We start from the raw sequence: 20632 nt of genomic DNA on the forward strand, positions 1-20632 counted from the left end.
CGTGAGTCACGTGAGTACCGTCCCCGACATTAGGATTAGGCGATCCACGAATGCGATATCGCCGGCGCCATCGCGGTCAAGAATCGCCCGATGGTCGGTCGCGCGGCACCTCTGCCATCCGGGGCGTTCACCTATGCCTCGGGCGGCCAAGCCCGCGCGCGGCTGCATCCCTGGGCGCCGCAGCCGGCGTTATCGTGGGCTTGGCTCTAGGGTCGAGTCCGGGTTCGTGCCCGCGACCTATCGCCGCGCGCCCTGCGTGGTCACCGACGCGCCGGGCTAACGCCTGAAACCGGCTACGGACCTATGCCCGTGAAAAGCAGGCCCGACAGCTGCTGGCCGATATTGTTGAGGCCCGAGACGACGGCCGGCACCATCAGGCCAAGTGTTCCCACGTTGTACACACCCGAGATGCCGGCGCCGCGGTTCAGTACGCCTGATAGCTGCGTGCCGAAGTTGAAGTAGCCCGAGGCCGACCCGAGCAGCGGATCCGACATCGCGTTGAGCAAGCCCGACATGGCCGAGCCGGAGTTCCAGAAGCCCGAACCGCCACCGCCGCCGGCGTTGAAGAAGCCCGACGACGGCAGGGTGGTCGAGTTGCCAAAGCCCGGGGTCCCCCCGAACCCGAAGATCGGGATGTTGATCGGGCCGATGGTGGTGGCCGCGTGCAGTTCCAGCGGGATCCGGTCGATGACGATGGGCGGGATGTCGAAGGCCGGGGTGCCGCCGGACAACCCGAGGCCTAGCGGCAGTTGGGGGATGAGCGTGCCGCCCGGGATGGTGAAGCCCGGAACGGTGAGCGACAACGGCAGGCCGATGTCGATGGGGTCGATCGGGATGGTGAATCCCGGAATGGTCGCCGTCGCGGGGGCGATGTTGATGGGCGCCAGGTTGTAGCCCTGCTGGGTGGAGACCGCTCCCGGGCCGGTGGCCTCGCTGAGCCGAATCCCGGCTGGAAGGAAGCTGGCCTTGAGCCAAACCTCTGACCCCCCTCCGGAGGTACTTTGGCTGGCCCCTACCCCAACATTGAGCGTTATGGCCGGGGTGGTGATGGTGATGGGGTCGACGGTGATCGTGCCGACGTTGACGGCGGGGTCGAGGCTCAGGTGGATTGAGGGGATGGGGACGTCCGGGATGTTGACTGGACCGATGTCGCCGATTGCGGTGAAGCCCAACGGAATTGAGGGGATATGGATGGGCGGTAGCACGGTGATGGGGCCCACCCCGCCGGTGACGTCGGCGCCCACGGCGGGGAATTGGGGAATGGTGTATCCCAGGGCGAAGCCGGCCAGGCCTTGGTAGTTGCCCCGCCACAAGAGGCCGTTGCTGTAGTTGCCGGTCATGAAGGCGCCGGTGTCGACGTTGCCCGCGTTGAACACCCCGGTGTTGGCCACACCGGTGTTGAACCAGCCGGTGTTGGTGTCGCCCGGGTTGAAGCCGCCGGTGTTGGTGTCGCCCGCGTTGAAACTGCCCGTGTTGTACCAACCGGTGTTGGCCACACCGGTGTTGAAATTGCCGGCATTGAACAACCCGGTGCTGGCCACCCCGGAGTTCCCGATGCCGGTGTTGTAGCTACCCGAGTTGAACAAACCGAAGTTCCCGGTCCCGGTGTTGAAGAACCCCACGTTGCCGGTGCCCGAGTTGAACAACCCGATATTGCCGACACCGGAGTTCAGGGCGCCGATACCGGTCAGGTCGTCGCCGGTCAGCCCGATCCCGATGTTGTTGCGGCCGGTATTGGCAAACCCGATGTTGCCCACGCCGGCGTTCCCCAACCCGTAGTTGCCGCCGCCGGCATTGCCGAACCCCACATTGCCCCAACCCGAGTTGCCCAACCCGAGGTTGCCGTCGCCGATATTGCCGAACCCGAGGTTGCCGCCGCCCAGGTTGCCCAACCCCAGGTTGGACCCACCGACGTTGGCCGCACCCAGGTTGAAGTCCCCCACGTTGCCGAACCCGAGGTTGAACCTGCCCACATCGGCCACCCCCAGGTTGACGATGCTGCTGCCCTGGTTCAGCACGGTCCCCGCCGCCAACAAGCCCGACAACTGCTGGCCGACGTTGCCGAGGCCCGAGACCACCGCCGGCGACCCCAACGGCAGCACGCTGGTGTTGTAGAACCCCGAGATGCCCGAGCCCACATTCAGCACACCCGAGTGCAACGAGCCAACGTTGAAGTAGCCCGAACCCGCCCCCACCAACGCGCTCGACGCCTGGTTCCACCAACCCGACACCCCCGACCCGAAGTTCCCCCAACCCGACACCCCACCCGCACCGGCGTTGAAGAAGCCCGACGACGGGACGGTGGTCGTGTTCCCAAAGCCCGGCGTCGGCGGAATGTTGACGAGCGGGATCTGGATAGGACCAACAAACATGGTGCCGTCGAAGGTCGCCGGAACCGTGTTGATCGTGAAGCCGTTGGGCAGCAGGGTGAAGGCGTCGAGGCCGCCGGAAAGGTTGGTGACCCCCGCCGAAGCTTGCGGAAATGTGACCCCACCCGGGAAGAAGGTGAACGGGTCGTTGCCGCCGGCCAAGCTCAGAGTTACCGGGGTTTGGGCGGGAATGGTGAAGCCATCCGGGAAGACGGTCACGGTGGAGGTAGCGAAGGTAACGGACACCGGAATTGGATTGCCAGCGGTGGGACCGGAAACCACTGGGCTAACGAGTTTGATGTTCTTGAGGAAGCTGCCGTCGGCCATGAGGAACTGCTTAACCTCGATGAACGGGTTGCCGAGGCTGAACGAATTGAGAGCGAGGTGTATCGAGCCGGCGAGGGGGGCAAGGGCGTTGATAGCCGAAATGGCGTTTTGCCCTAGACCAACGGATCCCACCACCTGGATGGGGATTGTGGGAACGGTGATGGGTGGGATGGTGAAGGGGCCCAGGGCGACGTTTGCATTGGTGATCGTGAAGTGGAGCGCGGGAACCGGGACGGGCGCGACGTGGAGTGGGCCGATGCCGCCGGTTGCGTGAGCGGTGATGGGGAATTGCGAAATCGTGGGCCCAAGGTATAGGCCGAACAGGCCCTCGTGGGTGCCCCGCCACAGCAGGCCGTTGCTGAAGTCGCCCGACATGAACGCGCCCGTGTCGACGTTGCCGGCGTTGGCGACGCCGGTATTGGAGTTGCCGGTGTTAAACCAGCCGGTGTTGACGTTGCCGGGGTTGAAAGCACCGGTATTGGTGTCACCGGCGTTGAAGCTGCCCGTGTTATAACTACCGGCATTGGCCAGACCGGTGTTGAAATAACCAGCGTTGAAGAACCCGGTGCTCGCAATGCCCGAGTTACCAACGCCGGTGTTGTAACTACCCGAGTTGCCGATACCCCAGTTCCCGGTCCCGCTATTGAAGAACCCGACATTACCGGTGCCCGAGTTGAACAACCCGATATTGCCGGCGCCGGAATTCAGCCCGCCAATACCGGTCAGGTTGTCCCCGGTCAAACCGATCCCGATATTCCCATTGCCGGTGTTGCCGAACCCGATATTGCCCACACCCAGGTTGGCGAAGCCGAAGTTGCCGCCGCCGGCATTACCCAACCCGATATTGCCGTTGCCCGGCGAGCCCACGCCGAGGCCCGAGTTGCCGAACCCGAGGTTGCCCTGGCCCACGTTGCCGAATCCGACGTTGCCACTGCCGAGGTTGCCCAACCCCAGGTTGGATCCGCCGACGTTGGCCGCACCCAGGTTGAAGTCCCCGACGTTGCCGAACCCGAGATTGTAGTTGCCCACATCGGCCAACCCGACATTGGCGATCAAGGTCCGATTCAGATCGGAGCCCGCGGACAACAACCCCGACAACTGCTGGCCGATATTGCCGAGGCCCGAGACCAACGCCGGCGTCCCAAGGGGCAGCGCGCTGGTGTTGTACAGCCCCGACACACCCGAACCGAAGTTCAGCACACCGGAGCCCAGCGCGCCGGCGTTGGCATAGCCAGAGCCGGCCCCCAGCACCGCGCTCGGCGCCTGGTTCCACCAGCCCGACACGCCCGAGCCGAAGTTGCCGAACCCCGACACCCCACCCGCACCGGTGTTGAAGAAGCCCGACGATGGCGTGGCTGTGGTGTTCCCGAAGCCCGGGCCCGCCGGGATGTGAATGCCCTGGATCGCGATGGGACCGACGGTGATGCCGCCCCCGACGTTAAGCGGGATTCGGTCAATGGTGATCGCCGGGGTGCTGAAGCCGTCAATCTGGCCATCTATGTTGATCGTCAGGGGCAATGGCTGCGCGGGAATGCTGAAGCCCGGAATGGTGACGCCCGGAGTGCTGATCGACACACTGGCGAGCAGCGCGAGTGGATTATTGGGAACACTGATGCCATTCGGGAAGAGCGTGACGGCCGGGGTATTCCAGGTGACGGCTAAGGGGATTGCGGGAATGTTCGTGTTGATACGGATGGGGCCGACCACGGAAGTCCCAGCGCTGGATACGGTTCTCATTTCGGGGATTTCGATGACCCCTGGGAGCCCCGTGTTGCTACCCAAACTAAAGGGGCCGATGGGGAAAGTCGCATTGAAACTCTGTGCCGCAAACAGTTTAATGGGCGAGATGGTCAGCGGCCCGATGCTGATGGGTATGCCGGTCCCCCCGCCGAATGCGGGAATAACGATGTCCGGAACGACCAGCGGGCCGAGGTAGAAGGTTTGGTGAATGTTGAGCGGAATGGTGGGAAGAATCTGGATCGGCAAGATGGTGATGGGGCCGATGCCGCCGTTGAGACTAAGTCCGATAGGGATTGGCGGAATCGCATATCCGGCGGAGGAGCCGAACAGGCCCTGATAGTCGCCCACCCACAGCATGCCGTTGCTGTAGTTGCCCCTGATGAAGGCGCCGGTGTTCACATTGCCCGAGTTCGCAATGCCGGTGTTGGTGTCACCGGTGTTCAGCCAGCCCGTGTTGGTGTTGCCCGGGTTGAAACCGCCGGTGTTGAAGCTGCCCGTATTGAAGCTGCCCGTGTTGTAACTGCCGGCATTGGCCACACCGGTGTTGAATCCGCCGGCATTGAACAACCCGGTACTGGCCGTCCCCGAATTACCGACACCGGTGTTGTAGCTACCCGAGTTGAACAACCCGAAATTCCCGGTCCCCGAATTGAAGAAGCCGACGTTGCCGGTCCCCGAATTGAACAATCCGATATTGCCGGTACCGGAGTTCAGGGTCCCAATACCGGTCAGGTTGTCACCGGTGAGCCCGAGACCGAAGTTGTTGTTACCCGTGTTGGCAAGACCGATGTTGCCGGTGCCCATATTCGCGAAACCGAAGTTGTTGCTGCCGGCGTTGCCCAACCCGATATTGCCAATACCCGGGAGCAAACCCAGACCCGAGTTGCCGAATCCGTAATTGCCGTTGCCGACATTGCCGAATCCGAAATTCCCGTTGCCGATGTTCCCGAGGCCCAGGTTCTGCGCACCGACGTTGGCCGCACCCAGGTTAAAGTCCCCGACATTTCCTGAGCCTATGTTGTAGTTGCCGACGTTGCCCAAGCCCGCGTTGAGCTGCAGTACCTTGGCCGAGGAGTTGATCGCGCTCAGCGCCGCGTTGACACTATTGACCAGACCCGGCAACAACGGAAAGGACGGCAACGCCGCGGCGGCCGCCGACGCGCCGCCATGGTAACCGGCCATCGCGGCCACATCCTGGGCCCACATCAGCTCGTACTCGGCCTCGGCGGCCGCGATCGACAAGGTGTTCTGCTTGAACAGATTCGACAACGCCAGCGCCACCAACTCAGACCGGTTGGCCGCGACCACCAGCGGGTCCACCATCGCGGCCAACGCCGCCTCGAACACCCCCACCACCGCCCGGGCCTGCCCGGCCGCCGACTCGGCCGAGGCCGCCGCCACGCTCAGCCACCCGGCATACGGGGCGGCCGCGGCCGCCATCGCCGCCGCCGACGGACCCTGCCAAGACCCACCCACCAAGCCCGAGGTCACCGACCCGAACGAGACCGCCGCCGACCCCAGCTCAGCGGCCAGTCCATCCCAGGCCGTCGCCGCCGCCAACAACGGCCCCGACCCCGCACCGCCATACATTAACCCGGATTTTTCGCGAAACTGTGCGTGACACGGTGTTGAGTTAGCGAAAGTGCCTGTCCTGCAATGGATAATGAGGTTTCTTCAAGTCGTCAGTATCCAGCGGGGAGGCACTTTCTAAGTGAACGGTAGCGCAGCGGGTCCGCGGGTGAAAGTATCAGCCGACGGTGCCGGTGTCGTGTCGCATGCCGGGGTGGGCATGCTGCGGGAGGTCGCCGATCTGACCGGGCTGTCGTCGCAGGTCACAGCCGTGTTGGCCGATACCTACCGGGGGCCGTGGATGCATGCACCCGGGGTGGTGTTCGCTGATCTGGCCGCGGCGGTGGCCGACGGCGCGGACTGCATCGATTCGGTCGGCGCATTGTGGGGTGACCGCCAGCAGGCGTTCGGGCCGGTGGCCTCGACGAGCACGCTGTGGCGGTTGGTTGATGAGCGCATCGACGCCGCGCATCTGCCGGGGATTCGGGCGGCCCGCGCATGCCCGCGCCCAGGCGTGGGCGGCCGGGGCGGCCCCCGAGCACGGTGGGTGGCTGCACCTGGATGTCGATGCCACCATCTGCGTTGATCATTCCGACAACAAGGAAAACGCGGCAGCGACCTGGAAGAAAACCTTCGGATTCCACCCGCTGCTGGTGTTTTTGGACCGTCCCGACATCGCCGCCGGGGAGGCCTTGGCCGGGTTGCTGCGCGCAGGCAACGCCGGCTCGAACACCACCGCCGACCACATCACCGTTCTTGAGCAGGCGCTGGAATCGCTACCGGCGGCCTACCGTCCCGACCCGGACAACCCCGACGGGCCGGCGGTGTTGATCCGCTCGGATTCGGCCGGGGCCACCTACGGGTTCGCCGCGGCCTGCCGTACCGCGCACGTGGGGTTCTCCTTGGGCGCGGTCATCGACTCCCGCGTGCAAAACGCTGTCGAGATCCTCAACGACGCCGATGCCTGGTATCCGGCCATCGACACCGACGGCGCCATCCGCGACGGCGCCTGGTCGCCGAGGCCACCGATCTGGTGGATCTGTCGGCTTGGCCGGCCGGCACGCGGTTGGTCCTACGCAAGGAGCGCCCGCACCCCGGCGCCCAGTTGCGGTTCACCGATTCTGACGGCCACCGGGTCACCGGGTTTCTCACCGACACCGCCGACGGGGCCATCCCCGGCCAGCTGGCCGGCCTGGAGTTGCGCCACCGCCAACACGCCCGGGTGGAAGACCGCATCCGCCAAGCCAAAGCCACCGGCCTGCGGAATCTACCGTTCAGTGCTTTTGACGCCAATGCCGCCTGGCTTGAAATCGTCCTGGCAGCCACCGATCTGATCGCCTGGACCAAACTGATCGGCTTCACCGAGGACCCGGACCTGGCGCGCTGCGAGATCGCCGCCTTCCGCTACCGGGTGCTGCACGTGGCCGCCCGCATCACCCGCGGCGCCCGCCAGGTTCGCCTGCGCATCGACGCCACCTGGCGCTGGGCCAAGGCCATCACCGCCGCCTGGATTCGCATCCGCGCCGCCTTCACCTAACCACCCGACCTCCCTGACCCGACCAGACGAAAGACCCCGGCCCCCAGGAAGCCCGCCCACCGGCACGACAGCCGGCGACCTGTCGCACCCACCTGCCAGAATCGGCGTCACCAGCCGGCCAGAACCCCGCTCACACCCCACCCATCAAGCAGCGCGAAAAATCGAGGTTAATGCGGAGTTGATCTCGGGGGGCAATACCTGAAAACTCAACCGCCCTTACCTCTCAGCAGGCGTAACGGACATCATCGTCTCACCGCAAATCGGCGAGCGCAGGCGATTCGGGTAACCCCATTGCGCCAATTTGCGAATTGGTACCCGCCAAATCCCATGCCGCCGTCCGCATCTCCCACGCAGCGATGACAAACGACATCTGCCTCCTCCCGGCAACCCAAATCAAAGCTCCCAGCTGCCAATTGGAGACAGGCGAGCGCAGCAACCAACTACGCCGGACGCATGCAGCGCGGTTTGGCGCCGATGATCCTCCTCACATAGCCGCGGCCCAAGGGCAAAACAACCAAAGCAGGACCAATAAACGATGCAAAGTGCACATTCACCCTGATTTCTGGCTGCGGTATCGTGGCCGCTCTCGCCGCGGGATGAAGATCAGAAATTCAGCCCGCAGAACAGCAGCTGCGCCGGGTCGTACTTCTGCCGGACGGCGCTCAGTCGCGACAGGTTCGCGCCGAAGTAGCGTGACGCCGGCGTGTTGGCCTCCAGGTAGTTGACGTAGCCCCCGACCGAATGCGGCTGCACCGCTTGATGTGCGTCGCTCAGCCATGCGGTCGCGGTCGCCGTCTGGCCGCCGCCGGGGGTGCTGGCGTACCACTGCACAACGGCGGATTCCCGGCGCCACGGGAAGGCCGAGCCCGCCGGGTCCACGTCGCCGACCGCGCCGCCGAGCGAATCGACGAGCACCGACGCACGGCCCGCCGCCGGGGGCCACTTTCCGATGGCGGCGACGATGGCTTGGGCCGCGGCGAGATTCATCGAGCCGATCACATCGGATCCGGCCACGAAGGCCTCCGGCGGATAGGTCGTGTTGCCGCCGGCCAGATACATCACCAGGTTCATATGGCTGAGCGTCTTGTTCTCGATACCGCTGGGTTGGACCCCGACTGCGGACTTGATCGCATCGGCCACACCGCGGCCCGAACCCGCGGGACACGTTGCCAGCACATGGCAGTCGGCCTGGTCGGAGCCGACCGAGAGGTCGACCAATCCCCATGTGTTGCGGTCGGCGGCGCTCAGCCAGGACTGCCAGCCGGTGAGCACGTGGGCCGCCGCCGACGGCGGGAAATTGACGCGGACGACGTCGCTGTCGGCGGTGGGGAAGGTCGCGAACGTCATCGACGTCGTCACCCCCAAGTTGCCGCCGCCGCCGCCGCGCAGGGCCCAGAACAGGTCGGGGTGGTCGTCGGCCGACGCGGTCACCGCGTCGCCGCTGGGCAACACCACCGTCGCCGATTTGAGCGCGTCGCAGGTCAGACCCGCGTGCCGGGAGTCGGCCCCCAGCCCGCCACCGAGCGCCAACCCGGCGACGCCGACGGTGGGGCAGCTGCCGGTGGGAATCGCCCGTCCGGCGCTCGCCAACGCCTGATGGATCGCAAACAGGTCGGTCGCCGCGGGCACCGTGACGTTCCCGCTCGCGCTGTCGAAACTGACTCCACCCGGCAGCCCCCGCAGGTCGAGCACCATGGTGCCCGACGCCGTCGACGCGCCGATGTAGGAATGCCCGCCACCTCGCGGGGCGATCTTGAGCTTGTTCGCCGCCGCGAACGCGACCGCCTTCTGCACGTCGTCCCGCGACGTGACCGTCACCACCGCCGCCGGGGTGGAGCCGTCGTAGAGCGAGTTGAACACCTGCTTGCCCGAGGTGAACGCGGCGCCGCCGGCCGGCAACAAGACCTTGCCTCCGATCGAGGAGGCCAGGCCGGCCCAGCCGCTGCCCGGGTCCGCGCCCGCGCGCACGGTCCCGAAAACCGCCCCGGCCGCCAACGCCCCGACGGCGCCGCGAAGAAACTCCTGGCGAGAGATCATGGGCCGCATTGTCGAACGCCGGGACGGCGGAGCGGGGTGTCGTCCGCCGTGTCGCACGCAGCGTGACGCGATCGTGTCGTCCGTCGCGGCCGGACCGATCGCGAAACGCAAAGTGCGCAAACCTTTACGCGGGCGTGTCCTCAACGTGACCGCGGTGGGCCAGGGTTTCTAGGATCATTTGAGTCGCCCATGAGCACTCCGGGGTGGATGAGGAGCTTGACATGAAGGCACTGTGGCGCCATCAGCCCCTGAAAGTTCGTCTGCTGGCGGCGGCCGCGGGGCTCCTCGCCGCGGCCACGGCATTCGCGGCACCGGCCGACGCAAGCCCCATCGACGACGCCTTCATCGGCGCGCTGAACAACGCCGGCGTCAACTACGGCGACCCCGCGAGCGCGGTGGCATTGGGCCAGTCGGTCTGCCCGATCCTGGCCCAGCCCGGCGGCACGTTCAACACGGCCGCCTCCAGCGTCGTCGCCGCCCAAAGCGGCATGCCCCAGGAGATGGCGGAGACGTTCACCAGCATTGCGATCTCGATGTATTGCCCGACCGTGATCGCCGACGTCGCGGCGGGCAACCTGTCTGGCCTGCCGCAAATCCCGGGCATACCCGGCTCTTAACCGGTGCCCAGCGGGTCGATCGTCGACGCGATGTAGACCATCGCCGCGCCGACCGTCGCCGTTGTCACAAAGTCAATCCCTTTGCTGCGCACGGCCAACAGGCCGGCCCGGCCGTTGGGCAGGGTCAACCGCAGCACCGCGGCCAGCACCACGCCGATGCCGAGCAGCAGGGCGCCCCGGCGCCAGAAGTTGGCGGCCGCCAACGCGAAGCCCGCCGTGAAGGTCAGCCCGACCAGCAGGATCGGCCATTGCGCCCGGACGATGCGCCTAATCAGTCCCCGGGCGCCGCCGCGGTGGGCGGCCCGCGCGCTCATCGCCGCTCGGCCAGCTCGACGACGTTGGTCAGCAGGAACGCGCGGGTCAGCGGGCCGACACCACCGGGATTCGGTGACACGTAACCGGCGACCTCCCACACGTCCGGATGCACATCGCCGACCAACCCGCCCTCGGCGCGGCTGACACCGACGTCGATGACGGCCGCGCCGGGACGCACCATGTCGGCGGTCAGCAAGTGCGGCACGCCGACGGCGGCCACGACGATGTCCGCCTGCCGGGTCAGCGCGGGCAGGTCGCGAGTTGCGGTGTGGCACAACGTCACCGTGGCGTTCTCGGAACGGCGGGTGAGCAACAACCCAAGCGGGCGACCGACCGTCACGCCGCGGCCCAGGACGACCACGTGCGCCCCGGCGATCTCAACGTCGTAGCGCCGCAACAGGTGCACGATGCCGCGCGCGGTGCAGGGCAGCGGCGCCGGGGTGTTGAGGACCAGCCGGCCCAGGTTGGTCGGGTGCAGCCCGTCGGCGTCCTTGTTGGGGTCGACGCGCTCCAGTGCCGCGTTCTCGTCCAGGTGCTTGGGCAGCGGCAATTGCACGATGTAGCCGGTGCAGTCGGGGTTGGCGTTCAGTTCGTCGATGGTCTCGTTGAGCACGGTTTCGCTGATGCCGGCGGGCAGGTCGCGGCGGATCGACGTGATGCCCACCTTGGCGCAGTCGGCGTGCTTGCCGCGCACGTAGGCCTGCGACCCGGGGTCGTCACCGACCAGGATGGTGCCCAGTCCGGGCGCGCGGCCCGACGCGGTCAATGCGGCCACCCGCTGCGTGAGATCGACGAAGATCTCGTCGCGTGTGGCCTTGCCGTCCAGCGTGATCGCACCCACGCCAGACAGTCTGGCACGGCCGTGTGCGGGGCCCGATGACGGCGACCCGGCGCGCCCGGCTCCGCCGCGCTTACGATCGCCATGTGGCTCCCCGCATGGCCAGCCCCCCGGACGTGTTCAGCCCGGCCAGGCTCGGCCCGCTGACGGTGCGCAACCGGGTCATCAAGGCCGCCACCTTCGAGGCCCGCACCCCGGACGCCCTGGTGACCGACGACCTGATCGAGTACCACCGGCTGCCGGCCGCCGGCGGGGTCGGCATGACGACCGTCGCCTATTGCGCGGTCTCCCCCGGCGGCCGCACCGGCGGCAACCAAATCTGGATGCGCCCGGAGGCGGTGCCCGGGTTGCGGCGGCTCACCGAGGCGATCCACGCCGAGGGGGCGGCAGTGAGCGCGCAGATCGGCCACGCCGGCCCGGTCGCCGACGCCCGCTCCAACAAGGCGAAAGCGCTGGCTCCGGTGCGGTTCTTCAACCCGATCGGGATGCGGTTCGCCAAGAAGGCGACCCGCGATGACATCGACGACGTGCTGGCCGCGCACGCCAACGCGGCCCGGCTTGCCGTCGACGCCGGGTTTGACGCCGTCGAAATCCATTTGGGCCATAACTATTTGGCGAGCGCGTTTCTGTCTCCGCTGATCAACCGGCGCGGCGACGAGTTCGGCGGATCGCTGGAAAACCGGGCGAAGGTCGCTCGCGGCCTGGCGATGGCCGTTCGCCGCGCCGTGGACAAGGAGGGCGCGCGGGTGGCGGTCACCGCCAAGCTCAACATGGCCGACGGCGTCCGCGGCGGTATCAGCACCGACGAGTCGCTGATCACCGCGAAATGGCTGGAGGAAGACGGCGGGCTGGACGCGATCGAGCTCACCGCGGGCAGCTCGCTGGTCAACCCGATGTACTTGTTCCGCGGCGACGCTCCGGTCAAGGAGTTCGCCGCCGCCTTCCAGCCGCCGCTGCGCTGGGGCATGCGGATGACGGGCAAGAAGTTTCTGCGCGAATACCCCTACCACGAGGCGTATCTGCTGGACGACGCCAAGCTGTTCCGCGCCGAGCTGACGATGCCGCTGATCCTGCTCGGCGGCATCACCAACCGCGCGACCATGGACCTGGCGATGGCCGAGGGATTCCAGTTCGTCGCGATGGCGCGAGCCCTGCTGGCCGAGCCGGACTTGGTCAACCGGATCGCACGCGACGGCGCGGGGGTGCTCCCGGCGTGCACGCACTGCAACCAATGCATGCCGACCATCTATCGCCGCACCCATTGCGTGGTCACCGGCGCGCCGGACGCTCCAGGGTAACCGCAGGTCCGCGAGCTACAGTTGATCCAATGAGTCCACCAGCGCCGCCGACGCTGACCGTTCACTATGACGGGACCGAGCGCACGTTCGCGGCGGGCCACGACGTGGTGATCGGGCGTGACCTGCGCGCCGACATGCGCATCACCCATCCGCTGATTTCGCGCGCCCACGTGCTGCTGCGCTTCGATCAGGGCCGGTGGCTGGCGATCGACAACGGTTCGCTGAATGGGACATTCGTCAACGGCCGGCGGGTCCCGGTCGTCGACATCCACGACGGCCAGAGCGTCAACATCGGCAATCCCGACGGGCCGTTGCTGACGTTTGAGGTCGGCCGGCACGTGGGGATGGCCGGGCGTCCGCCCGAAACCAACTCGATGCGGATCGCCCGGGCCGGCGCCCGGTGGCCATCGGCCCAGCCCTCCGGTCAGCCGGGGCCACCGCAATTCGGACGCGCACCAATTCGGACCGAGTCATCGGCGTCGCGACCGCATCCCGGCGCGCTCCCGTACACCGTCGCACCGTCCGGGCAACCGATGTACCCGGGCAGCAGCTCGGTGCAACGGCCGCATGCCTATCCCGCGAGCGCGCCCCCGCCGTCGAACTACCACCCCCACCCACAGATGGCCGGCGTGGGGTCGGTGGCGGCACCGCCTCCGGCACCGCCAACCCAGATGTCTCCCAGCCTTTCCAAGCCGCCCGAGTTGTCGAACCTGGCGACGAAGGTGTTCCAGGCCCTGTTGCCGCGCACCGGGGCGCACGAGAGACCTCCCGGCGCGGTCACGATTGGCCGCGCCACCGACAACGACATCGTCATCGCCGACGTCCTGGCGTCGCGCCACCACGCGTTCTTGACCGAGACCCCGCTGGGCACCGAGGTCCGCGACGCGCACAGCGTCAACGGAACATTCGTCAACGGGGTCAGGGTCGGGTCCGCGATCCTCTCCGACGGCGACGTGGTCACCATCGGCAATGTCGACCTGGTGTTCACCGGTGGCACACTGATCCGCCGCACCGAAGCCGCGACGCGCGTCGGCGGCCTCGAGGTGAACTCCGTCTGCTACACCATCGACGATGGGAAGCGACTTCTCGACCACATCTCGCTGACCGCCCGGCCCGGCACGCTCACCGCCATCATCGGCGGATCGGGCGCCGGCAAGACCACGCTGTCGAGGCTGATAGCCGGGTACACCAGCCCCAGCTCCGGCACGGTCACCTTCGAGGGCCACAACATCCACGCCGAGTACGCGTCGATGCGCAGCAGGATCGGGATGGTTCCCCAAGACGACGTCGTGCACCGCCAGCTGACCATCAACCAGGCACTTGGTTACGCGGCCGAGCTGCGGCTGCCCCCCGACACCAGCAAAGCCGACCGCGCCCAGGTGGTCGCCCAGGTGCTCGAAGAACTCGAGCTGACCAAACATGCCGACACCCGCGTCGACAAGCTGTCCGGTGGCCAGCGCAAGCGCGCCTCGGTGGCACTCGAACTGCTCACCGGGCCGTCACTGCTCATCCTCGACGAGCCGACCACCGGCCTGGACCCGGCGCTGGATCGTCAGGTGATGATGATGTTGCGTCAACTGGCCGACGCGGGCCGCGTGGTGCTGGTCGTCACACACTCCGTGTCGTACCTCGACGTGTGCGATCAGCTGCTGCTGGTGGCCCCTGGTGGCAGGACCGCGTTTTTGGGCCCGCCGAGCCAGATCGGTGCGGCCATGGGAACCACCAACTGGGCCGACATCTTCGCCAAGGTGGGCGCCGATCCCGACGAGGCCAACCGCCGCTTCCTGGCCGAGAACCGGCCGCCGCTCGCCGCGCGGGTGGAAACCAGGCCGGCGGATCTTGGCGAACCGGTGCATACGAGTGTTTTCCGGCAGTTCTCCACGATCGCCCGCCGCCAGTTTCGGCTGGTGGTCTCCGACCGCGGGTACACGGTCTTCCTGGCGGTCTTGCCGTTCTTGATCGGCGTCCTCGCCATGACCGTTCGCGGCAAGACCGGGTTCGGCGTTGCCGAGCCCATCAGCAGCAACCCCGACCAGCCCGGGCAGATCCTGGTGATGCTCAACGTCGGCGGCGTTTTCATGGGCTGCGCGCTCACGATTCGTGACCTGGTCAGCGAGCGTGCCATTTTCCGGCGCGAACAGGCGGTCGGCCTGTCGACGGGGGCGTATCTGGGCGCCAAGATCGCCGTGTTCAGCGGGTTCGCGATCGTCCAGGCCGCGATCGCGACGAGCATCACGCTCATCGGCTGGGGCTATCCTCCCACCGACGCTGTGATGCTGGGCGGTGGTGGCTTCGGGGTGGGCCTCGAGCTGTTCGTGACGGTCGCCGCGACCTGTGTGGCCGCGGCCATTCTCGGCCTGGCCCTGTCGGCGCTGGCCCACTCGCAAGACCAGATCATGCCGATGCTGGTGGTGTCGATCATGTCGCAGCTGGTGTTCTCCGGCGGAATGATCTGGGTGACCGACCGGTTCCTGCTCGACCAGCTGTCGTGGGCGACACCCGCGCGGTGGGGCTATGCGGCATCGTGTTCGACGGTCAACATCGAGAAGCTGGTGCCGGGGCCGGTCAAGCCGAAGGACCAGCATTGGGTGCACAAGCCGAGCGCATGGCTGTTTGACATGGCGATGCTCGGGGTGTTGTGCATCGTCTACAGCGCCATCGTGTGGTGGAAGATCAGGCTCAGGCGGCGTTAGTGCACGCGCGACTAATGTGAGGTGATGAACCGAGCTCGGCAGCCGGTGCTGACCGTTCGGTCTGGCCAGTCGCAGCGCAGCTTCGCCGCGGGTCGCGACGTGGTCGTCGGCAGCGATCTTCACGCCGACCTGCGCGTCGCACACCCGCTGATCGCCCGCGCGCACCTGTTGCTGCGTTTCGAGCAGGGCAGCTGGATCGCGATCGACAACAATTCGTCGAACGGGACCTTCGTCGACGGTCGTCGGGTGCCGCGGGTCGACATCCATGACGGCCTGGCCATCAACCTGGGGCGGCCCGACGGGCCGCGAGTCACCTTCGAGGTGGCACATCACGAGGGCATCGTCGGCCTGCTGCCGCGCTGACGAGGTGGGGCGAGCAGACGCAAAAGCCCCCAAAACGTGCCGTTTTCGGGGGCTTTTGCGTCTGCTCGCCCCACCGCTATGCGTCCAGCCGAGCGCCGGTGGTCCGCACGCCACCGAGGTCGGCGCCGCGCAGCACCGCCTCGCGCAGGTCCGTCTGCACCAGGCTGGCCTCCGCAGCCGGCAGCCGCTCAAGTCGACACCACGCAGGTCGTTACCGCCGAGCCACACGAGCGTGAAATCCACCTCGTCGAGCGTGAGCGGCCGCATGCGGCACTGCACGAACACCGAGCCCGTCATGCTGCATTGCGCAAATGTGCTGTGCCACAGGGTCGTTCGCCCAGAAGGTGCAGTTGCGAAACGCCGAGCCGTGGTGCTGGGACTCGGCCCGGTTGACGGCGCTGAAGTCGCATTCGGTGAACACCACTCGCCGCGTGCACAGCCGGCTCAGGTCCTCGTCGCGAAAATCCCGGCCGGTGAACTCGCCGTCTGTCCAGTCTTGCAACGCGGTCAGTTGGGGGTCAGGCTGGCCAGTGCGTATTCGCTCACCGCGATCAGCGCGTCCGTCGCCGACCTGCGATTGCGGGCATCGATGCTGATCACCGGAATCTGCGGCGGCAGCGTCAGCGCTTTGCGGACCTCGTCAGCGGGATACCTTGGCGCGCCGTCGAACTCGTTGACCGCGATCACAAACGGCAGGTTGCGGTGCTCGAAGAAGTCGACCGCCGCGAAGCTGTCCTGCAGGCGCCGGCAGTCGACCAGGACTATCGCGCCAATCGCGCCGCGCACCAGGTCGTCCCACATGAACCAGAAGCGTCGCTGGCCCGGGGTACCGAACAGGTAGAGCACCAGGTCCTCGGCCAGGGTGATGCGGCCGAAGTCCATCGCGACCGTGGTGGTCCGTTTGTCCGGGGTGGCTTCGAGCATGTCGACGCCGGCCGAGGCGTCGGTGACCATCGCTTCGGTGCGCAGCGGCATGATCTCCGAGACCGCGCCGACGAACGTGGTCTTGCCGGCACCGAATCCGCCGGCGATGACGATCTTCGTCGACGCGGTGCCGCGATTCTCAACATGCGCCTCAGAGTGCTTGGAGGCCACGCAGGGTCCTTCCTATGAGCTCCTGGCGCTCGTCGCGGGTCGAGCGGTCGGTCAGCGTCCTGTGCACCCGAAGGTAGCCCGCCACAACGAGATCGCCGATCAAGACGCGCACGACGCCCACCGGCAAATCCAGCCGGGCCGAGATCTCCGCGACCGACGGGGTCGAGGGATTACCGGCGCACAGCTGGATGATCTCGCCGTTGACGTCGTTGGGGGGCCACCGGTGAGCCAGCCCCGCTTGCAGCGTCTGCACCGGCGCTTCCAGGGGAAGGTCGACGTCGGTGTCCGTCCGTCCGGCCGTCAGCGTATAAGGGCGGACCAGGTTCGCCTCAGCCGCACGTCGTGCAGACTCGTGTTTGGCCATTTCACGAGTGCTGTGGGGCACCACGACGGGTGGACTGCACGACGCCGCCCACGCGTTCGACAAGGATGGCCATCTCGTAACCGATCTGGCCGATGTCGCACGACGTCGCGGCCAGCGTTGCCAGGTGCGAGCCGTCGCCGACGCGCATCAACAACAGGAATCCGTTCTGCATCTCGACCACCGACTGCAGCACCGGTCCACCGTCGAACAGTTGCGCGGCGCCGGTAGCGAGGCTGGCCAACCCAGACGCCACCGCGGCCAGCTGATCGGCCCGCTCGCGCGGGAGGTGCTCACTGGCGGCGATGGGCAGCCCGTCGACCGATACCAACAACGCGTGCGCCACCCCCGGCACCTCGCGGGCGAATCTCGACACCAGCCAGTCCAGTTGGCCGTCCGACGAAGGGGCACTCATTGGCGATCGGGTTCCTGACTGGTCTCGCGGGCGTGCGACCGTCCGGAGCGAACACCGCCGAAATGGCTGCTGATGGACGCGCGAACCGCATCGGGGTCACGCAGCGCGGCGGCGTGCTGCGGTTGCCGGGAAGGCTGCCGGCCTTGATGCGATCCGCCGTTCGATGCTATCGGGCGGCCCGGGTCCTCCTGGTCGGGCCCGGCGGCGCCGGGCACCAGCCGAGCGCCCGGTGTGCGCACCGGCAGGCCTTGATCGGTGTGGGATTCGACGGGCTTGTCCTCGGCCTCGGCGGCCGCCGACCAGCCGCGGTCCCACACCGACTGCCAATCCAGGTCGGCGCTGTTGGCCAGTTCGTGCGGATCGCCCATCATTTCGGAGAGCATCCGCTGGTAGATCACGTCCTCATTGGCCGGGCCTGGTGGGCCCGACGGCTTGGCGGCGGGCTTGGCGGGTGGCGCGGGCCGGGCGGGCCTGGGCGAGCGCCGGGCAAAAAACGCCGACGTGTCCGTCGCCGCTTTGGCCGGGGCCCGTTCCGGCGCCTGTTGTGCAACCCGCGCCGGAGTTTCGCGGGGGGCCGGGTTTGGCTCCTGCTGGAACCCGTTCTCCCACCACGGAGTTGGCAGTTGGCGCCGGGGCCGCCGCTGCTGGTGCTCGGCCGGCTGGACCGGAACGTCGGTGATCCCGCTGGACCCCGGATTGCGGCGCGGCAACAAGGTGACCGGTGGTCCCGATTCGCCGGCGCCGTCGTGGCGCGACGCCGCGAGAACGGCGGCGCCGGACGCTGTGGCGGATTCGGCGCCCGGCGGCGTGACCGCAAATGCCCGCGGTTTGGGCGCCCGAGCTGATTCTTTTGCAAGACCCTCGACGAGCACGGCCGGCGGTAGGTAGACCTCGGCGGTGGTGCCGGAGCCCGCTTCACCGGTCGCCGGGCCGCGCAGTCCCACCCGGATACCGTGCCGTCCGGCCAGCCGGCCCACCACAAAGAGGCCCATGTGGCGGGCGCTGTCGGGGGTGACCTCCCCGCCGGCCTGCAGCCGCATGTTGGCCATGCGCCGATCGGCGTCGTTCATGCCCAAGCCGGAGTCGGCCACCCGCAGCAATGCGCCCCCATCGCGGCCACGCGCGGCCGAGACCCGAACCGATGTCGTCGGCGGCGAGTACCGCAGCGCGTTGTCGATTAGCTCCGCCAGCAGGTGGATGACCGCGCCGGCGGCGGCACCGGTGACGGTGCAGTCGGGCACTTTGACGGTTTCGACACGGCGATAGTCCTCGACCTCGGACCTGGCGGCGTTGATCACCGTCGACAGTGGCACGGGCCGACGCTGCTCGCGCGAAAGCTCAGCACCCGCCAGCACCAGCAGGTTGGCGCTGTTGCGGCGCAGTCGGGCGGCCAAGTGGTCCAGCCGGAACAGGCTGTCGAGCCGCTCGGGATCCTCCTCGTTGCGCTCCAGCCTGTCGATGAGCGAGAGCTGCTGGTCGACCAGCGAACGGCTGCGCCGCGACATGGTCTCGAACATGTCGTTGACCAGCAGTCGCAGCCGCGCCTCGTCACCGGCCAGCAGCAGGGCCTGGGTGTGCAATTCGTCGACGGCGTGGGCGACCTGGCCGATTTCCTCGGTGGTGTACACCGGCAACGGTTCGGGGATCGGCTCGGCGCCGGCGCGGACCGCCGCGATCTCCTCCCCGAGGTCGGTGTGGGCAACTTTCAGCGCGCCGTCGCGCAGCAGGCGCAACGGTCCGACCAGCGCGCGCGCCACGAGCAACACGATGGCCAGTGCGATGACGAGGGCGGCCAACGCCAGCACGGTGTCGCGGATGGCGGCATTCCGCCGATCGGTCGCTTGACCCTGCACCGACTTTGTCACCGACGCGGTGGCGTCGTTGATCACCTGTTCGGCGATCCCGCGGGTCGTCTGGATCGAGTGCAGCAGCTCGGGGTTGTCGACGAGCACGCTGGCCGGATCGGACATGATCGCCATCCGGTTCACCATCTGCTGCTGCAGCGTCTTGGCATCTGTCGAGCCGACACCGAGCACCGCGCTCATCCCGAACAGCGTCGACGGTTCGGTGCCCGCCAGGGTGATCATCGAGGTGCGCAGCTGCGGCTCGGGGAGGTCGGCACCGCGGGTGACCAGGATCTCCTGCAACGTCATCTGCCCGCGGGCCCCGACCGCCCGGCTCAGGCCCTGCACCTGGGTCCGGATCTGCTCACTGTCGACGCGCACCGACGCGTTGATCGCATCCTCGGCGGTCAACAGGATCGGTGCGTAGGTGGTCACCCGGTCGCGCAAACCGATGCTGTCGGCCAGTGCCTTATCCAGCAGTGCCTGGCCGCCGTTCAGCAACATGTTCACCCCCGACCGGACGTCGGGGATCACGTCGGTGTCCGCCAACCGGGTCTGCAACTCGTACTTGCGGGCCGCGAAGTTCTTCTTCGCCCCCTCGACGTCGCGTCCGGTGGAGCTCGCCAGCAATGCGACGTCCAGCGCCGACATGTATTTGGTGATCGCCGGTATGACGTCGGCGCGCGCGGCGACCAGCCGCAGGCCGCTGGAATTGGCCATCGCACCCTGGATGCGCAATCCGCCGAAAGCCGTCGCCAGCACCAGTGGAACCAGCGCTATCGCAACGACTTTCCACCCAACCGGCCAGTTGCGCAGCGACCAGGCGCGGGGCCGCGGCCGGCGTTTTTTGCGCCCTGCAGGCGCCGGCTCACCGGCGGGGACGGCTGCGATGCCGGGCGCGGCCGCCGCGACCAGAGCGGTCGGGCGGGTGAACACGGTCACTTGCTCGCGGCCGCGCTACCGGCCGCTCCCCGAATCTGTGGCGCGCGGAGAACTGGATCGCTCATGAAACTTTCCTGCTTTACGCCGCCCGCGCCGGGAATATGGGCGCGAACGAATAAACGCCTGGCAATTCGACGAGTATGACAGCCCGCGGCCGAGGTCTCCACCATTGCTACTGAGCAGAGCGACCCGCCGGAGCGGAACCGCACACCGCCGAGCAGGTCCGGCCAAGTTCGCCCGGCGACAGCGAGCGCCGGCGCGGCGCGAGCAAG

12 protein-coding genes and 2 pseudogenes are annotated in these 20632 nt (G+C 67.5%); 5 read left to right on the forward strand and 9 right to left on the reverse strand.

The annotated features are described in order from the left end of the window. Positions 1 to 293: 293 nt before the first annotated feature. On the reverse strand, positions 294 to 6026 hold the full coding sequence (locus tag G6N24_RS16210; protein ID WP_085162497.1) for a PPE domain-containing protein: 5733 nt from the start codon (positions 6024 to 6026) through the stop codon (positions 294 to 296). 121 nt (positions 6027 to 6147) lie between these two features. On the opposite strand from G6N24_RS16210, the pseudogene G6N24_RS16215 reads away from it, so the two are divergent. After that, positions 6148 to 7542 (forward strand): annotated as a pseudogene (locus G6N24_RS16215) (IS1380 family transposase). A 603-nt stretch (positions 7543 to 8145) separates the two neighbouring features. On the opposite strand, the gene G6N24_RS16220 reads toward G6N24_RS16215, so the two are convergent. Then, positions 8146 to 9588, reverse strand: a complete 1443-nt coding sequence (locus G6N24_RS16220) for an FAD-dependent oxidoreductase (protein ID WP_085162076.1) — start codon at positions 9586 to 9588, stop codon at positions 8146 to 8148. Positions 9589 to 9800: 212 nt separating this feature from the next. Between G6N24_RS16220 and G6N24_RS16225 the strand changes: the two genes are divergently transcribed. Then, entirely contained in the window at positions 9801 to 10196 is a 396-nt protein-coding gene (locus G6N24_RS16225) for a DUF732 domain-containing protein (protein WP_085162092.1), read from the forward strand. On the opposite strand, the gene G6N24_RS16230 is transcribed toward G6N24_RS16225, so the two are convergent. Both G6N24_RS16230 and G6N24_RS16235 read right to left on the reverse strand, forming a co-directional pair. After that, positions 10193 to 10510, reverse strand: a complete 318-nt coding sequence (locus G6N24_RS16230; protein WP_085162077.1) for a DUF3017 domain-containing protein — start codon at positions 10508 to 10510, stop codon at positions 10193 to 10195. The genes G6N24_RS16225 and G6N24_RS16230 overlap by 4 nt on opposite strands. Next, a complete protein-coding gene (locus G6N24_RS16235; RefSeq protein WP_085162078.1) occupies positions 10507 to 11352 on the reverse strand; it encodes a bifunctional methylenetetrahydrofolate dehydrogenase/methenyltetrahydrofolate cyclohydrolase in 846 nt (281 codons plus the stop codon). The genes G6N24_RS16230 and G6N24_RS16235 overlap by 4 nt, the downstream gene beginning before the upstream one ends. Positions 11353 to 11447: 95 nt before the next feature. Between G6N24_RS16235 and G6N24_RS16240 the strand changes: the two genes are divergently transcribed. From G6N24_RS16240 to G6N24_RS16250, 3 genes are read left to right on the forward strand one after another with little or no spacing between them, the layout of a single operon-like run. Continuing rightward, positions 11448 to 12647, forward strand: coding sequence for an NADH:flavin oxidoreductase (locus G6N24_RS16240; protein WP_085162079.1), 1200 nt, complete (start codon positions 11448 to 11450; stop codon positions 12645 to 12647). Between the two features lie 29 nt (positions 12648 to 12676). Further along, positions 12677 to 15340: an FHA domain-containing protein gene (locus tag G6N24_RS16245; protein ID WP_085162080.1), complete on the forward strand. Its 2664-nt coding sequence runs from the start codon at positions 12677 to 12679 to the stop codon at positions 15338 to 15340. Positions 15341 to 15364: 24 nt separating this feature from the next. Then, complete coding sequence (locus tag G6N24_RS16250) at positions 15365 to 15703, forward strand: FHA domain-containing protein (RefSeq protein WP_085162081.1); 339 nt, start codon at positions 15365 to 15367, stop codon at positions 15701 to 15703. 82 nt (positions 15704 to 15785) lie between these two features. Here G6N24_RS16250 and G6N24_RS16255 read toward each other — a convergent pair. The 5 genes and pseudogenes from G6N24_RS16255 to G6N24_RS16275 all read right to left on the reverse strand — a co-directional run. Beyond that, positions 15786 to 16205 (reverse strand): annotated as a pseudogene (locus G6N24_RS16255) (pentapeptide repeat-containing protein); the annotation flags it as partial. Between the two features lie 5 nt (positions 16206 to 16210). Beyond that, on the reverse strand, positions 16211 to 16798 hold the full coding sequence (locus tag G6N24_RS16260) for a GTP-binding protein (RefSeq protein ID WP_085162082.1): 588 nt from the start codon (positions 16796 to 16798) through the stop codon (positions 16211 to 16213). Then, the gene (locus tag G6N24_RS16265; RefSeq protein ID WP_085162083.1) at positions 16779 to 17162 is read right to left on the reverse strand and encodes a DUF742 domain-containing protein; all 384 of its coding nucleotides are present in this window, start codon (positions 17160 to 17162) and stop codon (positions 16779 to 16781) included. The genes G6N24_RS16260 and G6N24_RS16265 overlap by 20 nt, the downstream gene beginning before the upstream one ends. 1 nt (position 17163) lies before the next feature. Continuing rightward, the gene (locus G6N24_RS16270; protein WP_085162084.1) at positions 17164 to 17574 is read right to left on the reverse strand and encodes a serine protease inhibitor; all 411 of its coding nucleotides are present in this window, start codon (positions 17572 to 17574) and stop codon (positions 17164 to 17166) included. Continuing rightward, on the reverse strand, positions 17571 to 20360 hold the full coding sequence (locus G6N24_RS16275) for a sensor histidine kinase (RefSeq protein ID WP_085162085.1): 2790 nt from the start codon (positions 20358 to 20360) through the stop codon (positions 17571 to 17573). The genes G6N24_RS16270 and G6N24_RS16275 overlap by 4 nt, the downstream gene beginning before the upstream one ends. Positions 20361 to 20632: the final 272 nt, after the last annotated feature.

Origin of the sequence: Mycobacterium lacus, assembly GCF_010731535.1 — a bacterium.
In the GTDB taxonomy this organism is placed as follows: Bacteria; Actinomycetota; Actinomycetes; order Mycobacteriales; family Mycobacteriaceae; genus Mycobacterium; species Mycobacterium lacus.

Bases quoted from the DNA above. Each gene is read 5' to 3' on its own strand.
- G6N24_RS16210 (WP_085162497.1), bottom strand. From the start codon at position 6,026: ATGTATGGCGGTGCGGGGTCGGGGCCGTTGTTGGCGGCGGCGACGGCC.
- G6N24_RS16220 (WP_085162076.1), bottom strand. From the start codon at position 9,588: ATGCGGCCCATGATCTCTCGCCAGGAGTTTCTTCGCGGCGCCGTCGGG.
- G6N24_RS16225 (WP_085162092.1), top strand. From the start codon at position 9,801: ATGAAGGCACTGTGGCGCCATCAGCCCCTGAAAGTTCGTCTGCTGGCG.
- G6N24_RS16230 (WP_085162077.1), bottom strand. From the start codon at position 10,510: ATGAGCGCGCGGGCCGCCCACCGCGGCGGCGCCCGGGGACTGATTAGG.
- G6N24_RS16240 (WP_085162079.1), top strand. From the start codon at position 11,448: ATGGCCAGCCCCCCGGACGTGTTCAGCCCGGCCAGGCTCGGCCCGCTG.
- G6N24_RS16245 (WP_085162080.1), top strand. From the start codon at position 12,677: ATGAGTCCACCAGCGCCGCCGACGCTGACCGTTCACTATGACGGGACC.
- G6N24_RS16250 (WP_085162081.1), top strand. From the start codon at position 15,365: ATGAACCGAGCTCGGCAGCCGGTGCTGACCGTTCGGTCTGGCCAGTCG.
- G6N24_RS16265 (WP_085162083.1), bottom strand. From the start codon at position 17,162: ATGGCCAAACACGAGTCTGCACGACGTGCGGCTGAGGCGAACCTGGTC.
- G6N24_RS16270 (WP_085162084.1), bottom strand. From the start codon at position 17,574: ATGAGTGCCCCTTCGTCGGACGGCCAACTGGACTGGCTGGTGTCGAGA.